At 70.0% G+C, this 17509-nt stretch carries 16 protein-coding genes; 8 read left to right on the top strand and 8 right to left on the bottom strand.

Going from position 1 to position 17509, the window contains the following annotated elements; genetic code table 11:
* Positions 1-34: 34 nt before the first annotated feature.
* From ACIQWX_RS26720 to ACIQWX_RS26710, 3 genes are all read right to left on the bottom strand, one after another.
* Entirely contained in the window at positions 35-1453 is a 1419-nt protein-coding gene (locus ACIQWX_RS26720) for a DUF4153 domain-containing protein (RefSeq protein ID WP_400876531.1), read from the bottom strand.
* Positions 1454-2186: 733 nt separating this feature from the next.
* On the bottom strand, positions 2187-3167 hold the full coding sequence (locus ACIQWX_RS26715) for an ATP-binding protein (protein ID WP_400876528.1): 981 nt from the start codon (positions 3165-3167) through the stop codon (positions 2187-2189).
* The gene (locus tag ACIQWX_RS26710; RefSeq protein WP_400876525.1) at positions 3164-3856 is read right to left on the bottom strand and encodes a response regulator transcription factor; all 693 of its coding nucleotides are present in this window, start codon (positions 3854-3856) and stop codon (positions 3164-3166) included. The genes ACIQWX_RS26715 and ACIQWX_RS26710 overlap by 4 nt, the downstream gene beginning before the upstream one ends.
* 220 nt (positions 3857-4076) lie before the next feature.
* On the opposite strand from ACIQWX_RS26710, the gene ACIQWX_RS26705 reads away from it, so the two are divergent.
* The 5 genes from ACIQWX_RS26705 (at position 4077) to ACIQWX_RS26685 (ending at position 10335) form a co-directional block, all read left to right on the top strand.
* On the top strand, positions 4077-5636 hold the full coding sequence (locus ACIQWX_RS26705) for an NCS1 family nucleobase:cation symporter-1 (protein ID WP_400876522.1): 1560 nt from the start codon (positions 4077-4079) through the stop codon (positions 5634-5636).
* Between the two features lie 10 nt (positions 5637-5646).
* Positions 5647-6429 carry a nitrilase-related carbon-nitrogen hydrolase gene (locus tag ACIQWX_RS26700; RefSeq protein ID WP_361103693.1) on the top strand — a complete coding sequence of 261 codons (783 nt, stop codon included), beginning with the start codon at positions 5647-5649 and terminating at the stop codon, positions 6427-6429.
* Positions 6429-7811 carry a dihydropyrimidinase gene (gene hydA, locus ACIQWX_RS26695; RefSeq protein ID WP_400876519.1) on the top strand — a complete coding sequence of 461 codons (1383 nt, stop codon included), beginning with the start codon at positions 6429-6431 and terminating at the stop codon, positions 7809-7811. The genes ACIQWX_RS26700 and hydA overlap by 1 nt, the downstream gene beginning before the upstream one ends.
* 7 nt (positions 7812-7818) lie before the next feature.
* The gene (locus ACIQWX_RS26690) at positions 7819-8817 is read left to right on the top strand and encodes a TIGR03842 family LLM class F420-dependent oxidoreductase (RefSeq protein ID WP_400876516.1); all 999 of its coding nucleotides are present in this window, start codon (positions 7819-7821) and stop codon (positions 8815-8817) included.
* A gap of 72 nt (positions 8818-8889) precedes the next feature.
* Complete coding sequence (locus ACIQWX_RS26685) at positions 8890-10335, top strand: alpha/beta hydrolase (RefSeq protein ID WP_400876513.1); 1446 nt, start codon at positions 8890-8892, stop codon at positions 10333-10335.
* 40 nt (positions 10336-10375) lie between these two features.
* Here ACIQWX_RS26685 and ACIQWX_RS26680 read toward each other — a convergent pair whose 3' ends face one another.
* The gene (locus ACIQWX_RS26680; protein WP_400876510.1) at positions 10376-11917 is read right to left on the bottom strand and encodes a DUF4342 domain-containing protein; all 1542 of its coding nucleotides are present in this window, start codon (positions 11915-11917) and stop codon (positions 10376-10378) included.
* 92 nt (positions 11918-12009) lie between these two features.
* Here ACIQWX_RS26680 and ACIQWX_RS26675 point away from each other — a divergent pair, with 92 nt between their 5' ends.
* A complete protein-coding gene (locus tag ACIQWX_RS26675) occupies positions 12010-12588 on the top strand; it encodes a GNAT family N-acetyltransferase (RefSeq protein WP_400876507.1) in 579 nt (192 codons plus the stop codon).
* Between the two features lie 63 nt (positions 12589-12651).
* On the top strand, positions 12652-13791 hold the full coding sequence (locus ACIQWX_RS26670) for a type I restriction endonuclease (RefSeq protein ID WP_400876504.1): 1140 nt from the start codon (positions 12652-12654) through the stop codon (positions 13789-13791).
* Here the strand turns inward: ACIQWX_RS26670 and ACIQWX_RS26665 are convergent.
* The 4 genes from ACIQWX_RS26665 to ACIQWX_RS26650 form a co-directional block, all read right to left on the bottom strand.
* Entirely contained in the window at positions 13770-14993 is a 1224-nt protein-coding gene (locus tag ACIQWX_RS26665; protein WP_400876502.1) for a serine hydrolase domain-containing protein, read from the bottom strand. The genes ACIQWX_RS26670 and ACIQWX_RS26665 overlap by 22 nt on opposite strands.
* A 9-nt stretch (positions 14994-15002) precedes the next feature.
* Positions 15003-15815, bottom strand: coding sequence for a siderophore-interacting protein (locus tag ACIQWX_RS26660; protein ID WP_400876499.1), 813 nt, complete (start codon positions 15813-15815; stop codon positions 15003-15005).
* A gap of 64 nt (positions 15816-15879) precedes the next feature.
* A complete protein-coding gene (locus tag ACIQWX_RS26655) occupies positions 15880-16215 on the bottom strand; it encodes a hypothetical protein (protein ID WP_400876497.1) in 336 nt (111 codons plus the stop codon).
* Positions 16212-16622 (bottom strand): SgcJ/EcaC family oxidoreductase, encoded by a 411-nt coding sequence (locus tag ACIQWX_RS26650; RefSeq protein WP_400876494.1) that lies wholly within the window; start codon positions 16620-16622, stop codon positions 16212-16214. Before ACIQWX_RS26650 ends, ACIQWX_RS26655 begins: the two co-directional genes overlap by 4 nt.
* 81 nt (positions 16623-16703) lie before the next feature.
* Here ACIQWX_RS26650 and ACIQWX_RS26645 point away from each other — a divergent pair, with 81 nt between their 5' ends.
* Positions 16704-17408: a TetR/AcrR family transcriptional regulator gene (locus ACIQWX_RS26645; RefSeq protein WP_400876491.1), complete on the top strand. Its 705-nt coding sequence runs from the start codon at positions 16704-16706 to the stop codon at positions 17406-17408.
* The last annotated feature ends 101 nt before the right edge of the window (positions 17409-17509 follow it).

Genomic DNA, 17509 nt, shown 5'->3' with positions numbered 1-17509 from the left:
TTGCTCTTAACCACGCACCGCACGCGTCAGCGGTTCAGCAGGTGCCCAGCGTCACCTCGCGGGCGCTCGCGCGGCTGAGGTTCCAGGCCGGCCAGCCGTCCGGGGTGTCGGTGGCGAGGACTTCGCGCAGCACGCACGTCCGCAGCGGCTCCGGCAGCCGGGCCGACACCACCGGGACCACGTCGGTCGAGAACCCCGCCAGGTACCGGTGGTCCAGGGGCTTGCCGGCGGCGGCGCGGTCGAGGTTGGCGTCGGCGATCAGCCGTTCGGGGTTCAGAACAGCGAGCACCAGCAGTGCGCCGGCCGCGGTGCCGATCGCCGCGCGGGGCAGCCACGTCGAGCGGAGCTTGACCAGCGACGCGCACACCAGCACGAACACCGCGCCGAACCACAGTTCGCAGACCTCGACGAGCAGCCGCAGGACCGTGAAGCCGTACGCCTCCTGGTACGTCCACATGCGACTCAACGCCGACCCGACGAGCACCAGGCTGAGCCCGCTCAGCGCCCCGAGCAGGACTCGCTGCCGGAGCCGGTCGGCCTTCGTGACGTTCGGGGCCCACCGCAGCGCCGCGGCGACGATGCCCAGCGTCAACACGGTGACCGTGCACAGCTGCCAGAAGCCGCCGCGCGCGTACTCGGCGGACGTCAGGTTGCTCGTGCGCAGGACGTACTCCGTGCCGCCGAACAGCACGACCAGCCGGACGCCGACGAAAACACTGAACAGCACGACGAGAACGGTGAGCGGAACCGTCCATTCCAGACCGTACCGAGTCCGATGTGGACTTTCTTCGGTCGCGCGATGCGGTGGAGCGGCGAGGAAGTAACAAGCCCCGGCGACGAGCAACGCGGCGACGGCGAAGACGCAGCACCACCGCACGAGCACGTCGACGCTGAAATCCGGGACGACAGCGCTTACCACGGCGGCAAAAGCGGCATCGGCACTGGCGAGCAGCGGAACGAAGACGGCGACGAGCGCGGCCGCGGCGAGCACGGCGAGGGCGATCCGCCGGGCGACGCCGTCGCGCCGGGCGGCGAACCGTCCCACCCCGCGCCCGGCCCACGGAACGGCTTTCAGGGCTTCGAGCGGGACGGCGAGCATGTCGTAGAAGACGGAGTTGACGGTCCGCTTCCCCACGACGGCCAGCGAACCGGCAACGGCGGCCCCGAGCACGCAGAGGACGAACAGCCACCCGGACGCCCGCACGGCCCCCATCCCGAGCAGCGCGAGCGCGAGGAAGGCCCACCCCGCGCTGACCCAGGTGAAGGAACCGGGGCCGCCCCGCGCCCGCCGATCGGCAACGAAGACGGCGGCGGTCACGCCCAGCCCGGCGAGCAGCCACCCGACCCCGGGCCGGTCGACGGGCAGGACGAGAGCAGCCGCAATGCCGGCGAGGCCGGCGGCCGGAAGAACAGCGGGCGGCAGCGGGACAACGGCGGATTTCGGCGGCGGCAATTGCCGCAGGAGAACGGGAGGAGCGGCAACGGCAACCCCACCCCCCGAACCGGCACCACGTCCAGCAACCCCACCACCCGACACGACGCCACGTCCACCAACCCCACCACCCGACACAGCACCAGGTGCAGCAATCCCGCCACCCGACACAGCACCGGGCCCAGCAACCCCACCCGACACCGCGCCAGGCCCAGCACCCGACGCGACACCGGGTGCAGCAACCCCACCACCCGACGCGACACCGGGTGCGGCAACGCCGGCCGCGCGCGAACGATCGCCGCGATTCGCCACCCTCGCCGCCCGCCCGGCTCGGGCCTCCGCCGAGCCTGCCGCGGGCGCATCACCACCCCGCCCACCCCCGGCCGCCACCGCCACCTCCCCGGCACCACGTCCGGCCGCTCGCTTCCCCTGCGGCACCCTCTTGTCCCCACCCGGTTCACCGATCCTGCTCTTCGGCATCATCCTCAACTCTCATTCGCATTCGCAAATAGCCGACCCGGGAAGGGTCGCGAATGACGCATTCGGGACCTCCAGCGCCGCGAATGAGGCATTCGCGGCAACGCCAGCCGGCAAGACCCACCGCGCCCAACGTCTTGAATGACTCATTCAGGTCACCGGATGTCCTGAATGACTCATTCAAGACATCCGGCACCCGGCCGAAAGCTCATGAACGACCCGTTCAGGTCGCCTGACGACATGAACGACCCGTTCATGCCATCCCGCCGACCCAGCCCTACCCGGTCGGCAACGTCACCCGAATCCGGCTCCCAGCCCCCACGGCCTCGATAGTCCCCCCGTGCAACTCCACAGCCCACCGAGCGATCGCCAACCCCAATCCGGTCCCCCCACCCGAAGAACGCTCCCCCCGCGTGAACCGCTCGAAAACCCGCTCCCGGTCCGCCGACGCGATCCCCGGCCCCTCATCGCACACGTCGATCCGCACCTCACCAGGCCGAACCTCGGCAAGCACCTCGACCAACCCACCCGCCGGACCGTGACGCGCCGCGTTCTCCAACAGATTCGCCACCACCTGGAACAACCGACCACGATCCGCCGTCACCGAAGCGTCGGGCGGCGACACCGAGACCGCAAACCGAACCCCACGCACCAAAGCCGCCTCCGACACCGCCGAAGAAAGCAGCGAAGCAAGCGAAAACGACGTCTTGTGCAACGGCATGGCCCCCGCGTCGAGCCGCGACAGATCGAGCAGCTCGTCCACCAAAGTCGCCAGCCGCTCGGTCTGCTGCAGCGCCGTCTTCAACGTGGCGGGATCGGGGTCCTCGACCCCGTCGACCAGGTTCTCCAGCACCCCGCTCAACGCCGTGATCGGCGTCCGCAGCTCGTGGGACACGTTCGCGATCAGCTCGCGCCGCTGGCGGTCCGCGTCCCCGAGGTCGCCCGCCATCTGGTTGAACGCCGACGCCAGCGAGCCCACCTCGTCGCGGGTGGTCGCCCGGATCCGGCGCGTGTAGTCGCCCTTCGCCATCGCCCGCGCCGCCGCCGTCATCTCCCGCAGCGGCCGCGTCATGCCGTGGGCCAGCACCTGCGACAACACCAGCGCCAGCACCATCGCCGTGATCGTCGTCTTCGGCGGCAGCCAGCCGATCTGCCAGTTGAAGAACGCGAACGCGACGCCGCCGGACGCCACCATCAGGATCGCCAGCTTCAGCTTGATCGACCGGATCCGGTCGAGCGGCCGCGGCACGAGGTTCACGATCCCGCCTCCAACGCGTACCCGACGCCGTGCACGGTCCGGATCAGGTCCGCGCCGAGCTTCCGCCGCAGCGCCTTGATGTGGCTGTCCACCGCCCGCGTGCCCGCGGACGTGCCGTGGACGTCCCAGTCCCACACCTCCGACAGCAGCCGTTCCCGCGGCTGCACCACCCGCGGCCGCCGCGCGAAGTGCACCAGCAGGTCGAACTCGATCGGCGTCAGCTGCGCCGCGACGCCGGCCCGCGCGACGCGCCGCTGGTCGACGTCGATCTCGAGGTCGCCCAGCACGATCCGCGTCCCCACCACCGACGACGACCGCTCGACCCGCCGCAGCAGCGCGTGCACCCGCGCGGTCAGCACCCGCATCGAGAACGGCTTCGTGAGGTAGTCGTCGGCGCCGACCCCCAGCCCGACCAGCAGGTCCGTCTCGTCGGCCCGCGCGGTCAGCATGAGCACCGGCACCGGCCGCCGCCCCTGGATCCGGCGGCAGACCTCCAGGCCGTCGAACCCCGGCAGCATCACGTCCAGCACCACCAGGTCCGGTTCCCCGGACGCCTCGGCCGAGACCGCCGCCGGCCCGTCGTGGGCGACGTCCACGGTGAAGCCCTCGGCCCGCAGCCGGGCCGCGATCGACGCGGCGATCGTGACGTCGTCCTCGACGACGAGCACCCGCCGCACTCCCGGTTCCATGGCCACGACCCTATGCACCCCCGGTGGAGACGGTTCGCGCGAAGTGTGAAGATCCTGTGGAGACGTTTCACCCGCTTTGCCGGTTCGTTTCGCGCGGATGTGTGACGCAGGTCATGCACCCGGGAGCCCGTTCGCGCAATCGACAGACTGCACTCCTGATCAGCGAAGAGTGAACAGACTGCCGTTGCCCCGGCCCTGACCAGGCGCGCAGGATGCCGCAATGGCGCCGACACCCGCAGACCAGCGCGTGCACGACGACGGCCGGGTCGAGCTCGACCCCGCCGACGTCAGGTCTCTCGAAGGCAGCCGGTTCTTCAACGGGGAACTGGCACCCGTCGCGATCGAAAAACGGACCTGGACCACCTACAACTACTTCGCGCTCTGGATGGGGATGGCCCACAACATCCCCAGCTACGCCCTGGCCGCGTCGCTGATCGCGCTCGGCATGAACTGGGTGCAGGCGCTCATCACGATCACGATCGGCAACCTGGTCGTGCTCGCGCCGATGCTGCTCAACAGCCACGCCGGCACGAAGTACGGCATCCCGTTCCCGGTGTTCGCCCGCGCGTTCTACGGCCTGCGCGGCGCCAACCTGGCCGCGCTGCTGCGCGCGTTCATCGCGTGCGGCTGGTTCGGCATCCAGACGTGGGTCGGCGGCGAGGCCATCTACGTCATCCTCGGCCGCCTGCTCGGCTCGTGGTGGCGCGACGCCCCGGAGATCGCCGGGCAGCACTGGACGCTCTGGCTGTCCTTCGTGGTCTTCTGGATCGGCCAGATGCTCATCATCTGGCGCGGCATGGAGGCGGTCCGCCGGTTCGAGAACTGGACGGCGCCGCTGGTGTCCGTCGGCTTCCTGATCATGCTGGGGTACGTGCTGGTCAAGGCGGGCGGGCTCGGCCCGATCCTGTCCGACGGCGGCAAGCTCGGCTGGGGCCCGGACTTCTGGAAGGTCTTCGCGCCGGCCCTGATGGCGATGATCGCGTTCTGGTCGACGCTGTCGCTGAACATGCCGGACTTCACCCGCTTCGGCGGCAGCCAGCGCAAGCAGGTCCGCGGCCAGATCCTCGGCCTGCCGACGACGATGACGTTCATCGCGATCGTGGCCATCCTGACGACGTCGGGCGGGCACGTGCTCTACGGCGAGGACATCTGGGACCCGGCGCAGCTGGCCGACAAGTTCGCGAGCCCGGTCGTGGTGGTCGTCGCGCTGGTCGCGCTGGTGCTGGCGACGATCTCGGCGAACCTGGCGGCCAACGTCGTCAGCCCGTCCTACGACTTCTCGAACGCGTTCCCGAAGCGGATCACGTTCGCGATCGGCGGCGGGATCACCGGCGTCATCGGCATCCTGATCCAGCCGTGGCGGCTGTACTCCGACCCGAACATCTACATCTTCGCCTGGCTCGGCTTCTACGGCGGCCTGCTCGGCGCGGTCGCCGGCGTGCTCGTCGCCGGGTACTGGGTCATCAACCGCACGAAGCTGCGGCTGAAGGACCTGTACACACCCGATGGGGTGTATTGGTTCAGCGGCGGCTGGAACTGGCGAGCGCTGGTCGCGACGCTGGTGGGAGCCCTGCTCGCGGTGGGCGGGGCCTACGGCGGGCCGTTCCCGGACGCCGGTCTCATCCCGTTCCTCAAGCCGCTTTACGACTACAACTGGGTGGTCGGCCTGGTCGGCGCGTTCGTCGTCTTCGCCGCCCTGTCCATGCCCTTGTCCACAACGAAGGAGGAAATCAGTGAGCGTGGTTCGAGCCGGCCTGATCCAGCAGCGGTGGACGGGTGACAAGGAGTCCATGATCAAGGCGGCGGTCGACCACATCGGCACCGCCGCTTCCCAGGGCGCCCAGGTCGTCTGCCTCCAGGAACTGTTCTACGGGCCGTACTTCTGCCAGGTGCAGGACGCCGACTACTACTCCTACACCGAGGCCATCCCGGACGGGCCCACCACCAAGCTCATGCAGGAGGTGGCCGAGCGCCACGGCGTCGTGCTGATCGTGCCGATGTACGAGGTCGAGCAGCCCGGCGTCTACTACAACACCGCCGCGGTGATCGACGCCGACGGCACCTACCTCGGCAAGTACCGCAAGAACCACATCCCGCAGGTCAAGGGGTTCTGGGAGAAGTTCTACTTCCGCCCCGGCAACCTCGGCTACCCCGTGTTCGACACGGCCGTGGGCCGCATCGGCGTCTACATCTGCTACGAGCGGCACTTCCCCGAGGGCTGGCGCGCGCTCGGCCTGGCCGGGGCGAAGATCGTGTTCAACCCGTCGGCGACCAGCCGCAGCCTGTCGCAGTACCTGTGGAAGCTGGAGCAGCCGGCGGCCGCGGTGGCGAACGAGTACTTCGTCGGCGCGATCAACCGGGTGGGCGTGGAACCGCTGGGCGACAACGACTTCTACGGCCAGACGTACTTCGTCGACCCGCGCGGCCAGCTCGTCGGCGACGCCGCGTCCGACACCGACGACGAGGTCGTGGTGCGCGACCTCGACCTGTCGCTGCTCGAAGAGGTCCGCAACACGTGGGCGTTCTACCGCGACCGCCGCCCGGACACCTACGGCCCGCTCGCGGAGGCCTGATGACCACGCTCATCAGTGGCGGCCAGGTCGTCTCGCCGTCGGGCGCGCTGCTCGCGGACGTCCTCGTCGACGGCGAGACCATCGCCGCCGTCGGGGCGCCCGGGACACTGACCGGCGACGAGACGATCGACGCCACCGGAAAGTACGTGCTGCCCGGCGGCATCGACGCGCACACGCACATGGAGATGCCGTTCGGCGGCACCCATTCGGTGGACACGTTCTCGACCGGGACGACGGCGGCGGCGTGGGGCGGAACCACGACCATCATCGACTTCGCCGTGCAGGCCAAGGGCACATCGCTGCTGTCCACTTTGGACAAGTGGCACACCAAGGCCGACGGGAACTGCGCGATCGACTACGGCTTCCACATGATCGTCTCCGACGTCAACGACCAGTCGCTGAAGGAGATGGAAGCCTGCGTCGACGCCGGCGTCGGCAGCTTCAAGATGTTCATGGCGTACCCGGGGGTGTTCTACTCCACGGACGGGGAAATCCTGCTCGCGATGCAGAAAGCCCGAGAAATCGGCGCTACGATCATGATGCATGCGGAGAACGGCATCGCGATCGATCAGCTGGCAGCGCAGGCCGTGGCGGCCGGGAACACCGACCCGGTGCAGCACGGGCTGACGCGGCCACCGGAACTGGAGGGAGAAGCGACATCGCGGGCGATCCAGCTCGCCAAGGTGACCGGCTCGCCGTTGTACATCGTGCACCTGTCGGCGTCGCAAGCGCTTGCGGCGGTGGCCGAGGCGCGCAACGACGGTCAGAACGTCTTCGCGGAGACGTGCCCGCAGTACCTGTACCTGTCCATTGAGGACTTGGCGAAGCCGGACTTCGAGGGCGCGAAGTACGTCGCTTCGCCGCCGCTGCGGGAGAAGTCGCACCAGGCCGACCTGTGGCGCGGGCTGCGGACGAACGACCTGTCCGTGGTGTCCACCGACCACTGCCCCTTCTGCTTCAAGGACCAGAAGGAGCTGGGGCGCGGCGACTTCCGAGCCATCCCGAACGGGATGCCGGGCGTCGAACACCGGATGGACCTGCTGCACCAAGGCGTCGTCGCCGGCGAGCTGACCCTCGGCCGCTGGGTCGAGACGTGCTCGGCGACACCGGCGCGAATGTTCGGGCTGTACCCGAAGAAGGGAGTCATCGCGGCGGGTTCGGACGCCGACATCGTGATCTACGACCCGTCGGCGACCCAGACGCTGTCGGCTTCGACGCACCACATGAACGTGGACTACTCGGCGTACGAAGGGTTCGAGCTGACCGGCCGGGTGCACACGGTGCTGTCGCGTGGACGCGTTGTCGTGTCGCCGGACGGGTTCAGCGGGTCGACGTCGCACGGCAAGTTCCTGTCCCGCTCGCTGAACCAGTACTTGAACTGAGGACGCCATGGACTTCGGGATCGTGCTGCAGACGGACCCGCCGGCGCGGGACGTCGTGCGGCTGATGAAGGACGCCGAAGACGCCGGGTTCCGCTACGGCTGGACGTTCGACTCCTGCGTGCTGTGGCAGGAGCCGTTCGTCATCTACTCGGCGATCCTCGCGGCGACGTCGTCCCTCGTCGTCGGGCCGATGGTGACCAGCCCGGGCACCCGCGACTGGTCGGTCATGGCGTCGACGTTCGCCACGCTCAACGACATGTACGGCAACCGGACGGTCTGCGGCATCGGCCGCGGCGACTCCGCGCACCGGGTCGTCGGGAAACCGCCGTCCACTTTGGCCACCGTGCGCGACTGCATGCGCGTGGTCAAGGACCTCGCCGAGGGCCGCCCGGCGACGATGAACGACAAGACCGTGCAGATCCCGTGGATCCGCAACGGCCGCCTCGAGATGTGGATGGCCGGGTACGGGCCGAAAGCACTGCAGACGGTCGGCGAGCACGCCGACGGCTTCATCCTCCAGTGCGCCGACCCGGCGATCGCCCGCTGGACGATCGGCGCGGTCCGCGACGCCGCGCGAGCGGCCGGCCGCGACCCGGGCGGCATCACGATCTGCGTCGCGGCGCCGGCGTACGTCGGCGACGACCTGCCGCACCAGCGCGAACAGCTGCGCTGGTTCGGCGGGATGGTCGGCAACCACGTCGCCGACCTGGTCGCCCGGTACGGCTCGTCGGATGCGGTGCCGCGCGAGCTGACCGACTACATCCGCGAACGGGAGGGGTACGACTACAGCCACCACGGCAAGGCGGGCAACCCGTCGACGGAGTTCGTCCCGGACGAGATCGTCGACCGGTTCTGCCTCCTGGGTCCGCCATCGGCGCACATCTCGCGCTTGCAGGAGCTGGCGGAACTGGGTGTGGACCAGTTCTCGCTGTACTTGATGCACGACGACCGCGAGGCGACGCTGGCGTCCTACGGGTCGCAGATCATCCCGAAGCTCACCGCGTAGGGCCTGCCCCACCCCGGTTCCGGGGGCGCGCACCAGCGCGTTCCCGGTGCCGGCGGCGGGACCATCGGGCCCATGAATCCTCCGAAACTCCGTGCTGCGCTGGCTTTGGGGGCCGTCGCGAGCGTGGTCGCCCTGGGTGCGCCCGCGGCCGCGGCGAGCCCCGCCGGAATCGTCTGGGAAGACTCCTGCGCCGCCGGGTACCAGTGCGGCCACCTCGATGTGCCACTGTCCTACCAGGACTCTTCGGCGGGCGGTGTGTCGATCGCCGTCAGCCGGTTGCCCGCCACCGACCAAGCCCACAAACTGGGCACCATCTTCTACAACCCCGGCGGCCCCGGCTCGTCCGGACGGTACGCGCCCGCGTTGACGCCGTTCCTGCACACGCGGTTCGACATCGTCGGGTTCGACCCGCGCGGCGTCGGGGCCAGCTCGAAGATCCACTGCTTCACCGATCCGTCGCAACTCGAAGTGCTGCAGCGCGCGCTCGGCACGTTCCCGCTGACCCGCGACGCCGAAGAGCGGCAGATCGCGGACACGAAGACCGTCACCGACCTCTGCGAGCAGAACGCCGGCCCGCTGGCGAACCACCTCTCGACCGGGACGATCGCGCGCGACCTCGACCGGCTGCGGGCGGCGTTCGGCGAGCCGAAACTGCGCTACTACGGGAAGTCGTACGGCACCTACCTCGGCGAAACCTACGCCAACCTGTTCCCCGGCCGGGTGGGTTCGCTGGCTCTCGACGCCGTCGACGACCCGGTGCGCTGGTCGACCGGGTCCGGACCGATGAGCTACCGGCTGCGGGGTTACGAAGACGGACCGCGGGCCATCCAGTCCTTTTTGGACGCCTGCGCCGCCCGCTGCACCTTCGACTACGACGCGATCCTCGACCGGCTCGAAGCCGGCCCGATCACGGTGACCGACACGGCCGGCAAGCAGGTCGTCGTCACCTACCAGAGCGCGATCGCGACGATCCACAACTACCTGACCGACGCCCAGGACGCGCCGCAGCTGGCGGCTTTCCTTCAAGCGCTGGCGGATCCGGCCTCGCGCGCACCGGCCGCGGCGGGCGGCCCACCGGACGTCGACTCGCTCCTGGGCGGCGGCGCGACGCTGTGTTCGGACGCGGCGAACCCGCGCGACCCGGCCGTCTGGTGGGACTACGCCCAACGTGCGGACCGGGTCGGCCGCGGCTTCGGACCGTACGACGTCTACAAGACGCTCCCCTGCGCCACCTGGGACGTCTCCGACCCGGGCCGGTATGCGGGACCGTGGAACCGGCCGACGGCACCGATCCTGCTCCTCGCCAACCGTCAGGGCGACCTGGAGACGCCGTACGCCGGTGCCCGGCGGACCGAGAAGCTGCTGGGCAACGCGCGCCTGCTGAGCCTCGACACGTACGGCCACGGTTCCCGCGGCAAGAGCGCGTGCGTCGACGCGTGGCTGGACCGCTACTACGGCACCGGTTCCGTCCCCGGCGAGGGCGCGCTCTGCGCTCCGGACCGCGGCCCCTTCGACTGACGGCAGGCGGCGGTGGCCGGGTGACCCGGCCACCGTCCGGTCAGTCGCCCGTGCCCCCGTCGGGCTCCTTCTCGGGAGTTGCCCGGTGGTCGACCTCGATGGTCCATTCCTTGGCCAGCGCGGCGATCGCCCCGACCGCGGTGACCACCGGGGCGGCGATCACGGCCACGACACCGGCCGTGACCGGGATCTCCAGCACCGTGCGGCCGGCGTCGTTCTTGATCCGGATCCGCCGCACGTTGCCTTGGTGGACGAGTTCCTTGACCCGTGCGACCAGGGCCTGGCCGCGGAAGCGTTCGGCCCGCTTCGTCGTCGGGTTGTCGGCCGTCATGTTCGTTCCTCCTCCGGATGGGGGCTGCTTCCCGAGTCTGCCCGGAGCCGTCGCGTGCAGGTAGGCCATCGCCGCTTCGGGATCGGCCAACCATCCTTCGTAGTCGGCCGGGTTCTCGAAGAGGTGCGCGAACCGGTGCGCCACCTCGGGCACGCGCTGCGCGGCGGCGAGCGTGGCCAGGACGTGGTCCGGCGGCGGGGCCAGGAGGTCGTTGGTGAAGCGCGTCGAGTGCCGGGCGTGGTGCCAGTAGCGGGCGAAGGCGTCGTGCATGAAGTCTTCGTCGAACGGCCGGTCGCCGCGCTCGACGATGGCCTCCTGGTACGCCCGCGCGGCGCGGGCGGCCATGTTCGCGCCCTGGCCGCCGACCGGGTCGTTGGTCACCGCGGTGTCGCCCATCGCGAGGACCTTCGCCCCGGACGGCAGCGTGCCGACCGGGTGCCGCACGACCGGCGTGATCCGGCCGTGCAGCATCTCGGTGGGCGCCACGGGACGCGCGTCGTCGAGCAGGGTCGCCTGCCAGGGGTACTGCGTGCGCAGCAGCTTCCGGGCGGTTTCGTAGTGCTGGTCGACGTCGGCGACGTCGTCCCAGACGTCCATCGGGCCGCCGGGCAGGCCGAAGAAGCCGATGCCGTGCACCGGGCCGTGCACCGACAGCACGGGCAGCAGGAAGAACTCGCCGGCCGGGGCCATGCCGAAGGTGAGGCCGGGTACGGCGTCGAGCGTGCCGGCGACGTAGAGGATGCCGATCGCCCGCTGCGGCTCGCGGTAGGGCGAGCGGGCGTCGTCACGCGGGAAGAGCGCGTCGAACTGCGGCCCACGCCCCGCCGCGACGACGAGCAGCTCGAACTCACGGGCGCACTCGTCGAGGTCGGCAGGGGTGACGCGGCGGACGCGCAGGTCGCCGCCGAGGCGCTCGAACTCGGTCATCCAGTCGGCGACCTTGATGCGCTGGTCGACGGACTGGGCCGGCCGGTCGAGCCCGACGCGCCAGGAAATGGCGGGCTCGGCACCTTCGCCCGCGGCGGCGAAGGCGACTTCGCGGATGGGCGGCGCTTCCCAGAAGTCGATGCCGAGCGCGCGTTCGCGTTCGAGGGCGGGGTGGAAGAGACACTGGTTGGAGACGAGCCGTCCTGCGCGCACGTCGGCCGCGGAGCGCTCGGCGAACACGGTGACGTCGTAGCCGCGTTGCCGCAGCCCGATGCCGAGGACGAGCCCGGCCTGCCCCGCTCCGACGATCCCGATCCGCCGCATGGCCGCCCTTCCCCCCGGAAACCCTTTGCTGCCAACGTACTCGATTTCCGTGATCGGGCCCTGCCCGATCGGGCGGCCGCTAGGGTGGCCCGGTGACGGAACCGCCGAAGGGATTCGACCGCACGCTCCTCCTCCGCGACGGCCGCCGGGTCCGCGTCCGCCCCCTGACTCCGGCAGACGCCCCGGAGCTGGGCGAAGCGATCCGAACGGCCGACCCGGAGACGTTGCGCAGGCGTTTCTGCGGTTCGGCGCCCCGGGTGACACCCCGACTCCTGGAGCGCCTGACGGTACTGGACTACGAGCGCCGGTTCGCCCTGGTGGCCCGTTCGCTGGAGGGTCCGGGAGTGGCGGTCGCGCGCTACGAGGCAACGGGCAGGCGGATGGCGGAGGTGGCAATAGCGGTGGCCCCGGAGTGGCGCCGGGTGGGGTTGGCCTCGGCGTTGCTGCACATGCTGGGGTTGGCGGCGTTGGAACGCGGGTTCGAGAGGTTCACGGCGGTGTATTCGGCGGACAACCGCCCGGTGGCGGAGCTACTGGACTACGCGCGGGGCCGGCGGGTGATCGCGGAGGGGGTGGCCGAGGCGGAGGTCCAGCTTCGGGACCATCCCCAGGCCCCGCAGGTGATCGCGAGGGCGGAGCGGAGTTTTTCGTTTTTCAAGCCGAGTCCGTAACAGACCGGCCGGCCGCACCGATCCAGGCCGCGCACCTCGTTCCCCGCACAGAACGGCACCGGCATGGACATCGCCGAGCGCGCGCAAGCCCTCGCACTGAAGATCCGCAAGCACAAGGACGCGATCGAGACCGAAGAGGCGACCAAGAACGCCTTCGTCATGCCGTTCATCAGCACGGTCCTCGGCTACGACGTGTTCAACCCCGCCGAGGTGATTCCCGAGTTCACCGCCGACGTGGGCACGAAGCGGGGCGAGAAGATCGACTACGCGATCGTGCACGACGGCCAGGTGCAGGTGCTCGTCGAGGCCAAGAAGATCAACGATCCGCTCCGGATCGAGCACGCTTCCCAGCTCTTCTGCTACTTCGCCGTCACGAACGCCCGGATCGCCGTGCTGACGAACGGCCAGGTGTACGAGTTCTACACCGACCTCGACGCGCCGAACCGCATGGACGCCAAGCCGTTCCTCGTGCTGGACTTCGCCGACATCGACGACACCCTGCTGCCCGAGCTGGCCAAGCTGACGAAGGAGTCGTTCGACCTCGACTCGGTCATCAGCGCCGCCGGCGAGCTCAAGTACATCGGGCAGCTGAAGCGCATCCTCGCTGCCCAGTTCAAGGACCCCGAAGACGAGTGGGTCAAGTTCCTGACCGCGCGGGTCTACGAAGGAGCGTTCACGCAGAAGGTCCGCGAGCAGTTCGGCCCGCTGGTGACGAAGGCGGCAGGCCAGTTCCTGAACGAACAGGTCAACGACCGGCTGAAGAACGCGCTGGGCGGCCCAGACTCCTACGTCAGCGTGTCGGGCGGCAGCACCACGCAACCCGAACAGCCGCAGCCCCAGCCGGTCGTCGAGGCGGACGACGCCGAGCGGGTGGTCACGACCGAGGAAGAGCTCGAGGGCTTCCGGATCGTCCGCGCGATCGTCTGCGCGGAGGTGCCGGCCGCCCGGATCGCCGCGCGGGACACCCAGACCTACTTCGGCGTCCTCCTCGACGACAACAACCGCAAGCCGATCGCCCGGCTGTGGTTCAACCGGTCGAAGAAGTACCTCGGGGTGTTCGACGAGAACAAGGTCGAAACCCGGCTGCCGATCGAGACGGTCGAGGACATCTACCAGCACGCGGCCCAGCTGCGGAGCACGGTGGCGCGGTACCTCACCACCGTGCGCCCGCCGGAACCCGCTCAGTCCACCAGCGCCTGGTAAACGAGCTGCCTCAGCTGGGACCTCAACCGGTAAGTGCTCGAAGGCAACAGCTGCGTATAGAACCCCACGGTCAAATCCTCATCCGGATCCACCCAAAAAGCAGTCGAAGCCGCCCCGCCCCAGGCGAACTCCCCCGCCGACGACAGCGTCCGGGCCTTCACCGGGTCCTCCAGTACCGAGAACCCCAGCCCGAACCCGTGCCCGTCGAACGGCATCTCCGCGAACAACGGCCGCCCGTACTCCTCCAGGTCCACGTGTCCCGGCAGGTGGTTCGAAGCCATCAGCGACACCGTTCGGGGCGACAGCAACCGGACGTCGTCCAACGCTCCTCCGCGCAGCAGCATCTCCGTGAACCGCCAGTAGTCCCCCGCCGACGACACCAACCCGCCGCCGCCGGACAAGCAGTCCGGGCGCGACGTCCCCAACCGGCCGAACGCGTCGTTCCGGACCAGCCCATCCGCCGAGGGCACATACAACGCCGCCAACCGCGAAGGAGACGAAGCCACGAACCCCGTGTCCGTCATCCCCAGCGGGGTGAAGATCCGTGACGCGAAGAACTCGTCCAACGGCAGCCCGGAAACCACCTCGACCAGCCGCCCGAGGACGTCCGTCGCCACCGAGTAGTTCCACTCCGCTCCCGGCTGGAACGCCAGCGGCAACGACGCCCACCGCTCGGAACACGCGGCCAAGTCCAGGCCCGGCGGCGTTCCCCACTCGAACCCCGCCGAACGGTAGATCGCGTCCACCGGGTGGCCGTGGTGGAAGCCGTACGTCAGGCCCGCCGTGTGCGTCAGCAGGTGCCACACGCGGATCGGCTCGCGCGCCGGCTCCGTCAACGGCGACAGCGCCGACCCCTTGACGTACACCCGTGGTGACGCGAACTCCGGCAGCCAGCGCGAGATGGGGTCGTCCAGCTCCAGCAGGCCTTCTTCGGCGAGCATCATCGCCGCGACCGACGTGATCGGCTTCGTCATCGAGAAGATCCGCCACAGCGTGTCGGTCTCCACCGGCGTGCCGGCCTCGACGTCGCTGTACCCGCCGCTGCCGACGTGCACGATCCGGCCGTGCCTGCTCACCACCGCGAGCCAGCCCGGTAACCGTCCATTCTCGACGTAGCGGTCGAAGTGCGCGTCGATCCGGGACAGCCGGTCCGCGTCGAACCCGGCTTCGGCCGGGTCGACGTCCACCTTGAGATTCGCCATGCGGCGAGGTTACTTCTCGCGGGCCCGTTCGGCCGCTTTCTCCTCGCGCCAGGCTTCGTCGTCCTTGCCGACGCGCCAGTACCCGGAGATGGACAGCAGCTCACGCCGCACGCCGCGCTCGTCGAGCAGGTAGCGGCGCAGGTCGCGGACGAACCCCGCCTCGCCGTGCACGAACGCCTGGACGACGCCGTCCCGCCACGGCAGCGAACGCACCGCCGCGGCGACGTCACCGCCGGCCGACCGGTGCAGCCACGTGATCTGCGCGTCCGCCTTCGTGACCAGCGACTGCTCTTCGGCGGCGTCCTCGACCAGGATCACGGCGTGCGCCGGGACGCCCGCCGGGAGCGCCTCCAGGGACGCCGCGATGGCGGGCAACGCGCTCTCGTCGCCGGCCAGCAGGTGCCAGTCGGCCTCGTCGCCCGGCGCGTAGGCGCCACCGGGGCCGGACAGCAGCAGTTCGTCCCCCGCCTGCGCCGAGGCCGCCCACGGGCCGGCGATGCCCTCGTCGCCGTGGTGGACGAAGTCGATGACCAGCTCGCCGGCCTGCGGGTCGAACGCCCGGACCGTGTACGACCGCATCCGCGGCCAGTGCTCGCGCGGCAGCGTCGCCCGGCACTCCTGGACGTCGAACGGCTCCGGGTACTCGACGCCCGGGACCTTGAACAGCACCTTGACGTAGGCGTCGGTGAACGCGTTGGGCCGGAAATCGGCGATGCCGTCGCCTCCCGCGACGATCCGGATCATGTGCGGGGTCAGCCGCTCGGTGCGCAGCACCCGCAGCCGCACCGCGGGACGCCCGGACCGCCGGGGTGCTTCAGCCATCGACAACTCCTCGCGAGAACTAAGGCTTACCTAAGCAACCGTACGCGCCGGAGCCGCCGGCTGCCTACTCGGATGTGGCCAGTTCCTCGAGCAGCCGGGCAAAAGCGACAGACGTCCGTCGGCGAAATCCCACGAAGAACCGGTTGGCGAGCGGGACACCCCAGCGTCCCCGGGTAGCCGCGTTGACGACCCGGTGCTCGACGCGCGCGCCGCCGGGATCGGCCGTCACGCGGTATTCGCCGCGGTACCACCAGCCGCCCTGGACGGCGAGGAACCCGCGCTCGCGGTCGACCTCCGTCCGCATCGGGTGGCCACCCCCGGTCACCCGCCGCAGCACGTCCTCGAACACCTCGCCCGGCGGCCGCGCGACGACCCCCGACGCCTCCGCAAGCGTTTTCACCCGCGCGGATCCGAGACGCGCGTGTTCTGGAACGCCGTGATCAGCCACTCGCCGTCCTCCTCGACGAGCACGAAGCCGACGGTCGATTCGCGGCCTTCGTCGGTGGTCTCCGCGCCGGTCAGCGACGAGCCGCCGCCGACGACGACCACGGCGACGTCCGGCCGGACGAACCGCACCTTCGCCGCCGCGCCGAGCTGCCCGGTCAGCTTGGAGCCCTTCAGCGGCCCTTCGAAGAGCGCGCGGTGCGAGCTTTCGATCGCCTCGCGGCCGGGGAAGTTGAGCCCGAAGAACGTCACGTAGTCGGCGTCTTCGGTGAACAACCGGCCGTACGCGGTCGCGTCGCCGGCGTTCCAGGCTTCGGTGAGACGTCCGAGCACGGCCCGGACTTCGGTTTCGGCGGTGGTCATGAGGTCCCCTTCACGAACGCTGTTCGTTTGACGAACACCGTTCTACATACGAACGCTGTTCGCGTCAAGTACAGTGTTCGCGTGACCGTTCCCCCACCTCCGTGGCGCAGCGCCCCGCGCCGGCGCGCCGCGAAGCCCGCGCTCTCGCAGGAGCTCGTCGTCAAGACGGCGCTGGAGATCCTGGCGAAGGAGGGCCTCGACGCGGTCACCATGCGACGGGTCGCCCAGGAGCTGGAGACGGGACCGGCGTCGCTCTACGCGCACGTGGCCAACAAGGACGAGCTGGCGGAGCTGATGCTCGACGCCGTGCTCGCCGAAGCGCCGATCCCCGACCCGGACCCGGCGCGCTGGGACGAGCAGGTCAAGGACCTCGTCCGCGGCCAGATCCGGGTGATGGTCGCGCACCCCGGGATCGCCCGGGTGGCGTGGGACGTCGCTGTGCCGGTCACGCCGAGTTCGCTGCGGCAAGGCGAGGCGATGCTCGCACTGCTGCGCGCGGGCGGCCTGACGCTCAAGCAGGCGACCTTCGCGGGCGACGCGTTGTCGCTCTACGCCAAGGCGTACGCGTATGAAGCGAGCGGCTGGACCTGGGGCGACATCGACGAAGCCGAGACGGCGAAGCGCGGCGAGCAGATGGTCGCGTACATGCGCTCACTGCCCGCCGACGCGTTCCCGAACATGTTGCGGATCGGCGAGTTCTTCACCGCCGAGACGGCGACCGAACGCCTCGAGTTCGCCCTCGACGTCTACCTCGCCGGCCTGAAAGTGCTGGCGGCGAAGAACTAGGGAACGCCAGGCACGCTCCCGATCCCCGCTAGGCCGATCGAGTGGCCATCGCCGCGCGGCTCAACCACGCACCGGATCAGCGTGTGTCAGCGGTGCCGGTC

This window comes from Amycolatopsis sp. NPDC098790 (assembly GCF_044759945.1).
In the GTDB taxonomy this organism is placed as follows: Bacteria; Actinomycetota; Actinomycetes; order Mycobacteriales; family Pseudonocardiaceae; genus Amycolatopsis.
This window is presented reverse-complemented; position numbering and strand designations above follow the sequence as displayed.

Excerpts from the sequence above, each read along its gene's own strand:
- ACIQWX_RS26650 (WP_400876494.1), bottom strand. The coding sequence starts at position 16,622 with ATGACCACCGCCGAAACCGAAGTCCGGGCCGTGCTCGGACGTCTCACC.
- ACIQWX_RS26705 (WP_400876522.1), top strand. The coding sequence starts at position 4,077 with ATGGCGCCGACACCCGCAGACCAGCGCGTGCACGACGACGGCCGGGTC.
- ACIQWX_RS26685 (WP_400876513.1), top strand. The coding sequence starts at position 8,890 with ATGAATCCTCCGAAACTCCGTGCTGCGCTGGCTTTGGGGGCCGTCGCG.
- ACIQWX_RS26670 (WP_400876504.1), top strand. The coding sequence starts at position 12,652 with ATGGACATCGCCGAGCGCGCGCAAGCCCTCGCACTGAAGATCCGCAAG.
- ACIQWX_RS26665 (WP_400876502.1), bottom strand. The coding sequence starts at position 14,993 with ATGGCGAATCTCAAGGTGGACGTCGACCCGGCCGAAGCCGGGTTCGAC.
- ACIQWX_RS26660 (WP_400876499.1), bottom strand. The coding sequence starts at position 15,815 with ATGGCTGAAGCACCCCGGCGGTCCGGGCGTCCCGCGGTGCGGCTGCGG.
- hydA (WP_400876519.1), top strand. The coding sequence starts at position 6,429 with ATGACCACGCTCATCAGTGGCGGCCAGGTCGTCTCGCCGTCGGGCGCG.
- ACIQWX_RS26710 (WP_400876525.1), bottom strand. The coding sequence starts at position 3,856 with ATGGAACCGGGAGTGCGGCGGGTGCTCGTCGTCGAGGACGACGTCACG.
- ACIQWX_RS26700 (WP_361103693.1), top strand. The coding sequence starts at position 5,647 with ATGATCAAGGCGGCGGTCGACCACATCGGCACCGCCGCTTCCCAGGGC.
- ACIQWX_RS26680 (WP_400876510.1), bottom strand. The coding sequence starts at position 11,917 with ATGCGGCGGATCGGGATCGTCGGAGCGGGGCAGGCCGGGCTCGTCCTC.
- ACIQWX_RS26690 (WP_400876516.1), top strand. The coding sequence starts at position 7,819 with ATGGACTTCGGGATCGTGCTGCAGACGGACCCGCCGGCGCGGGACGTC.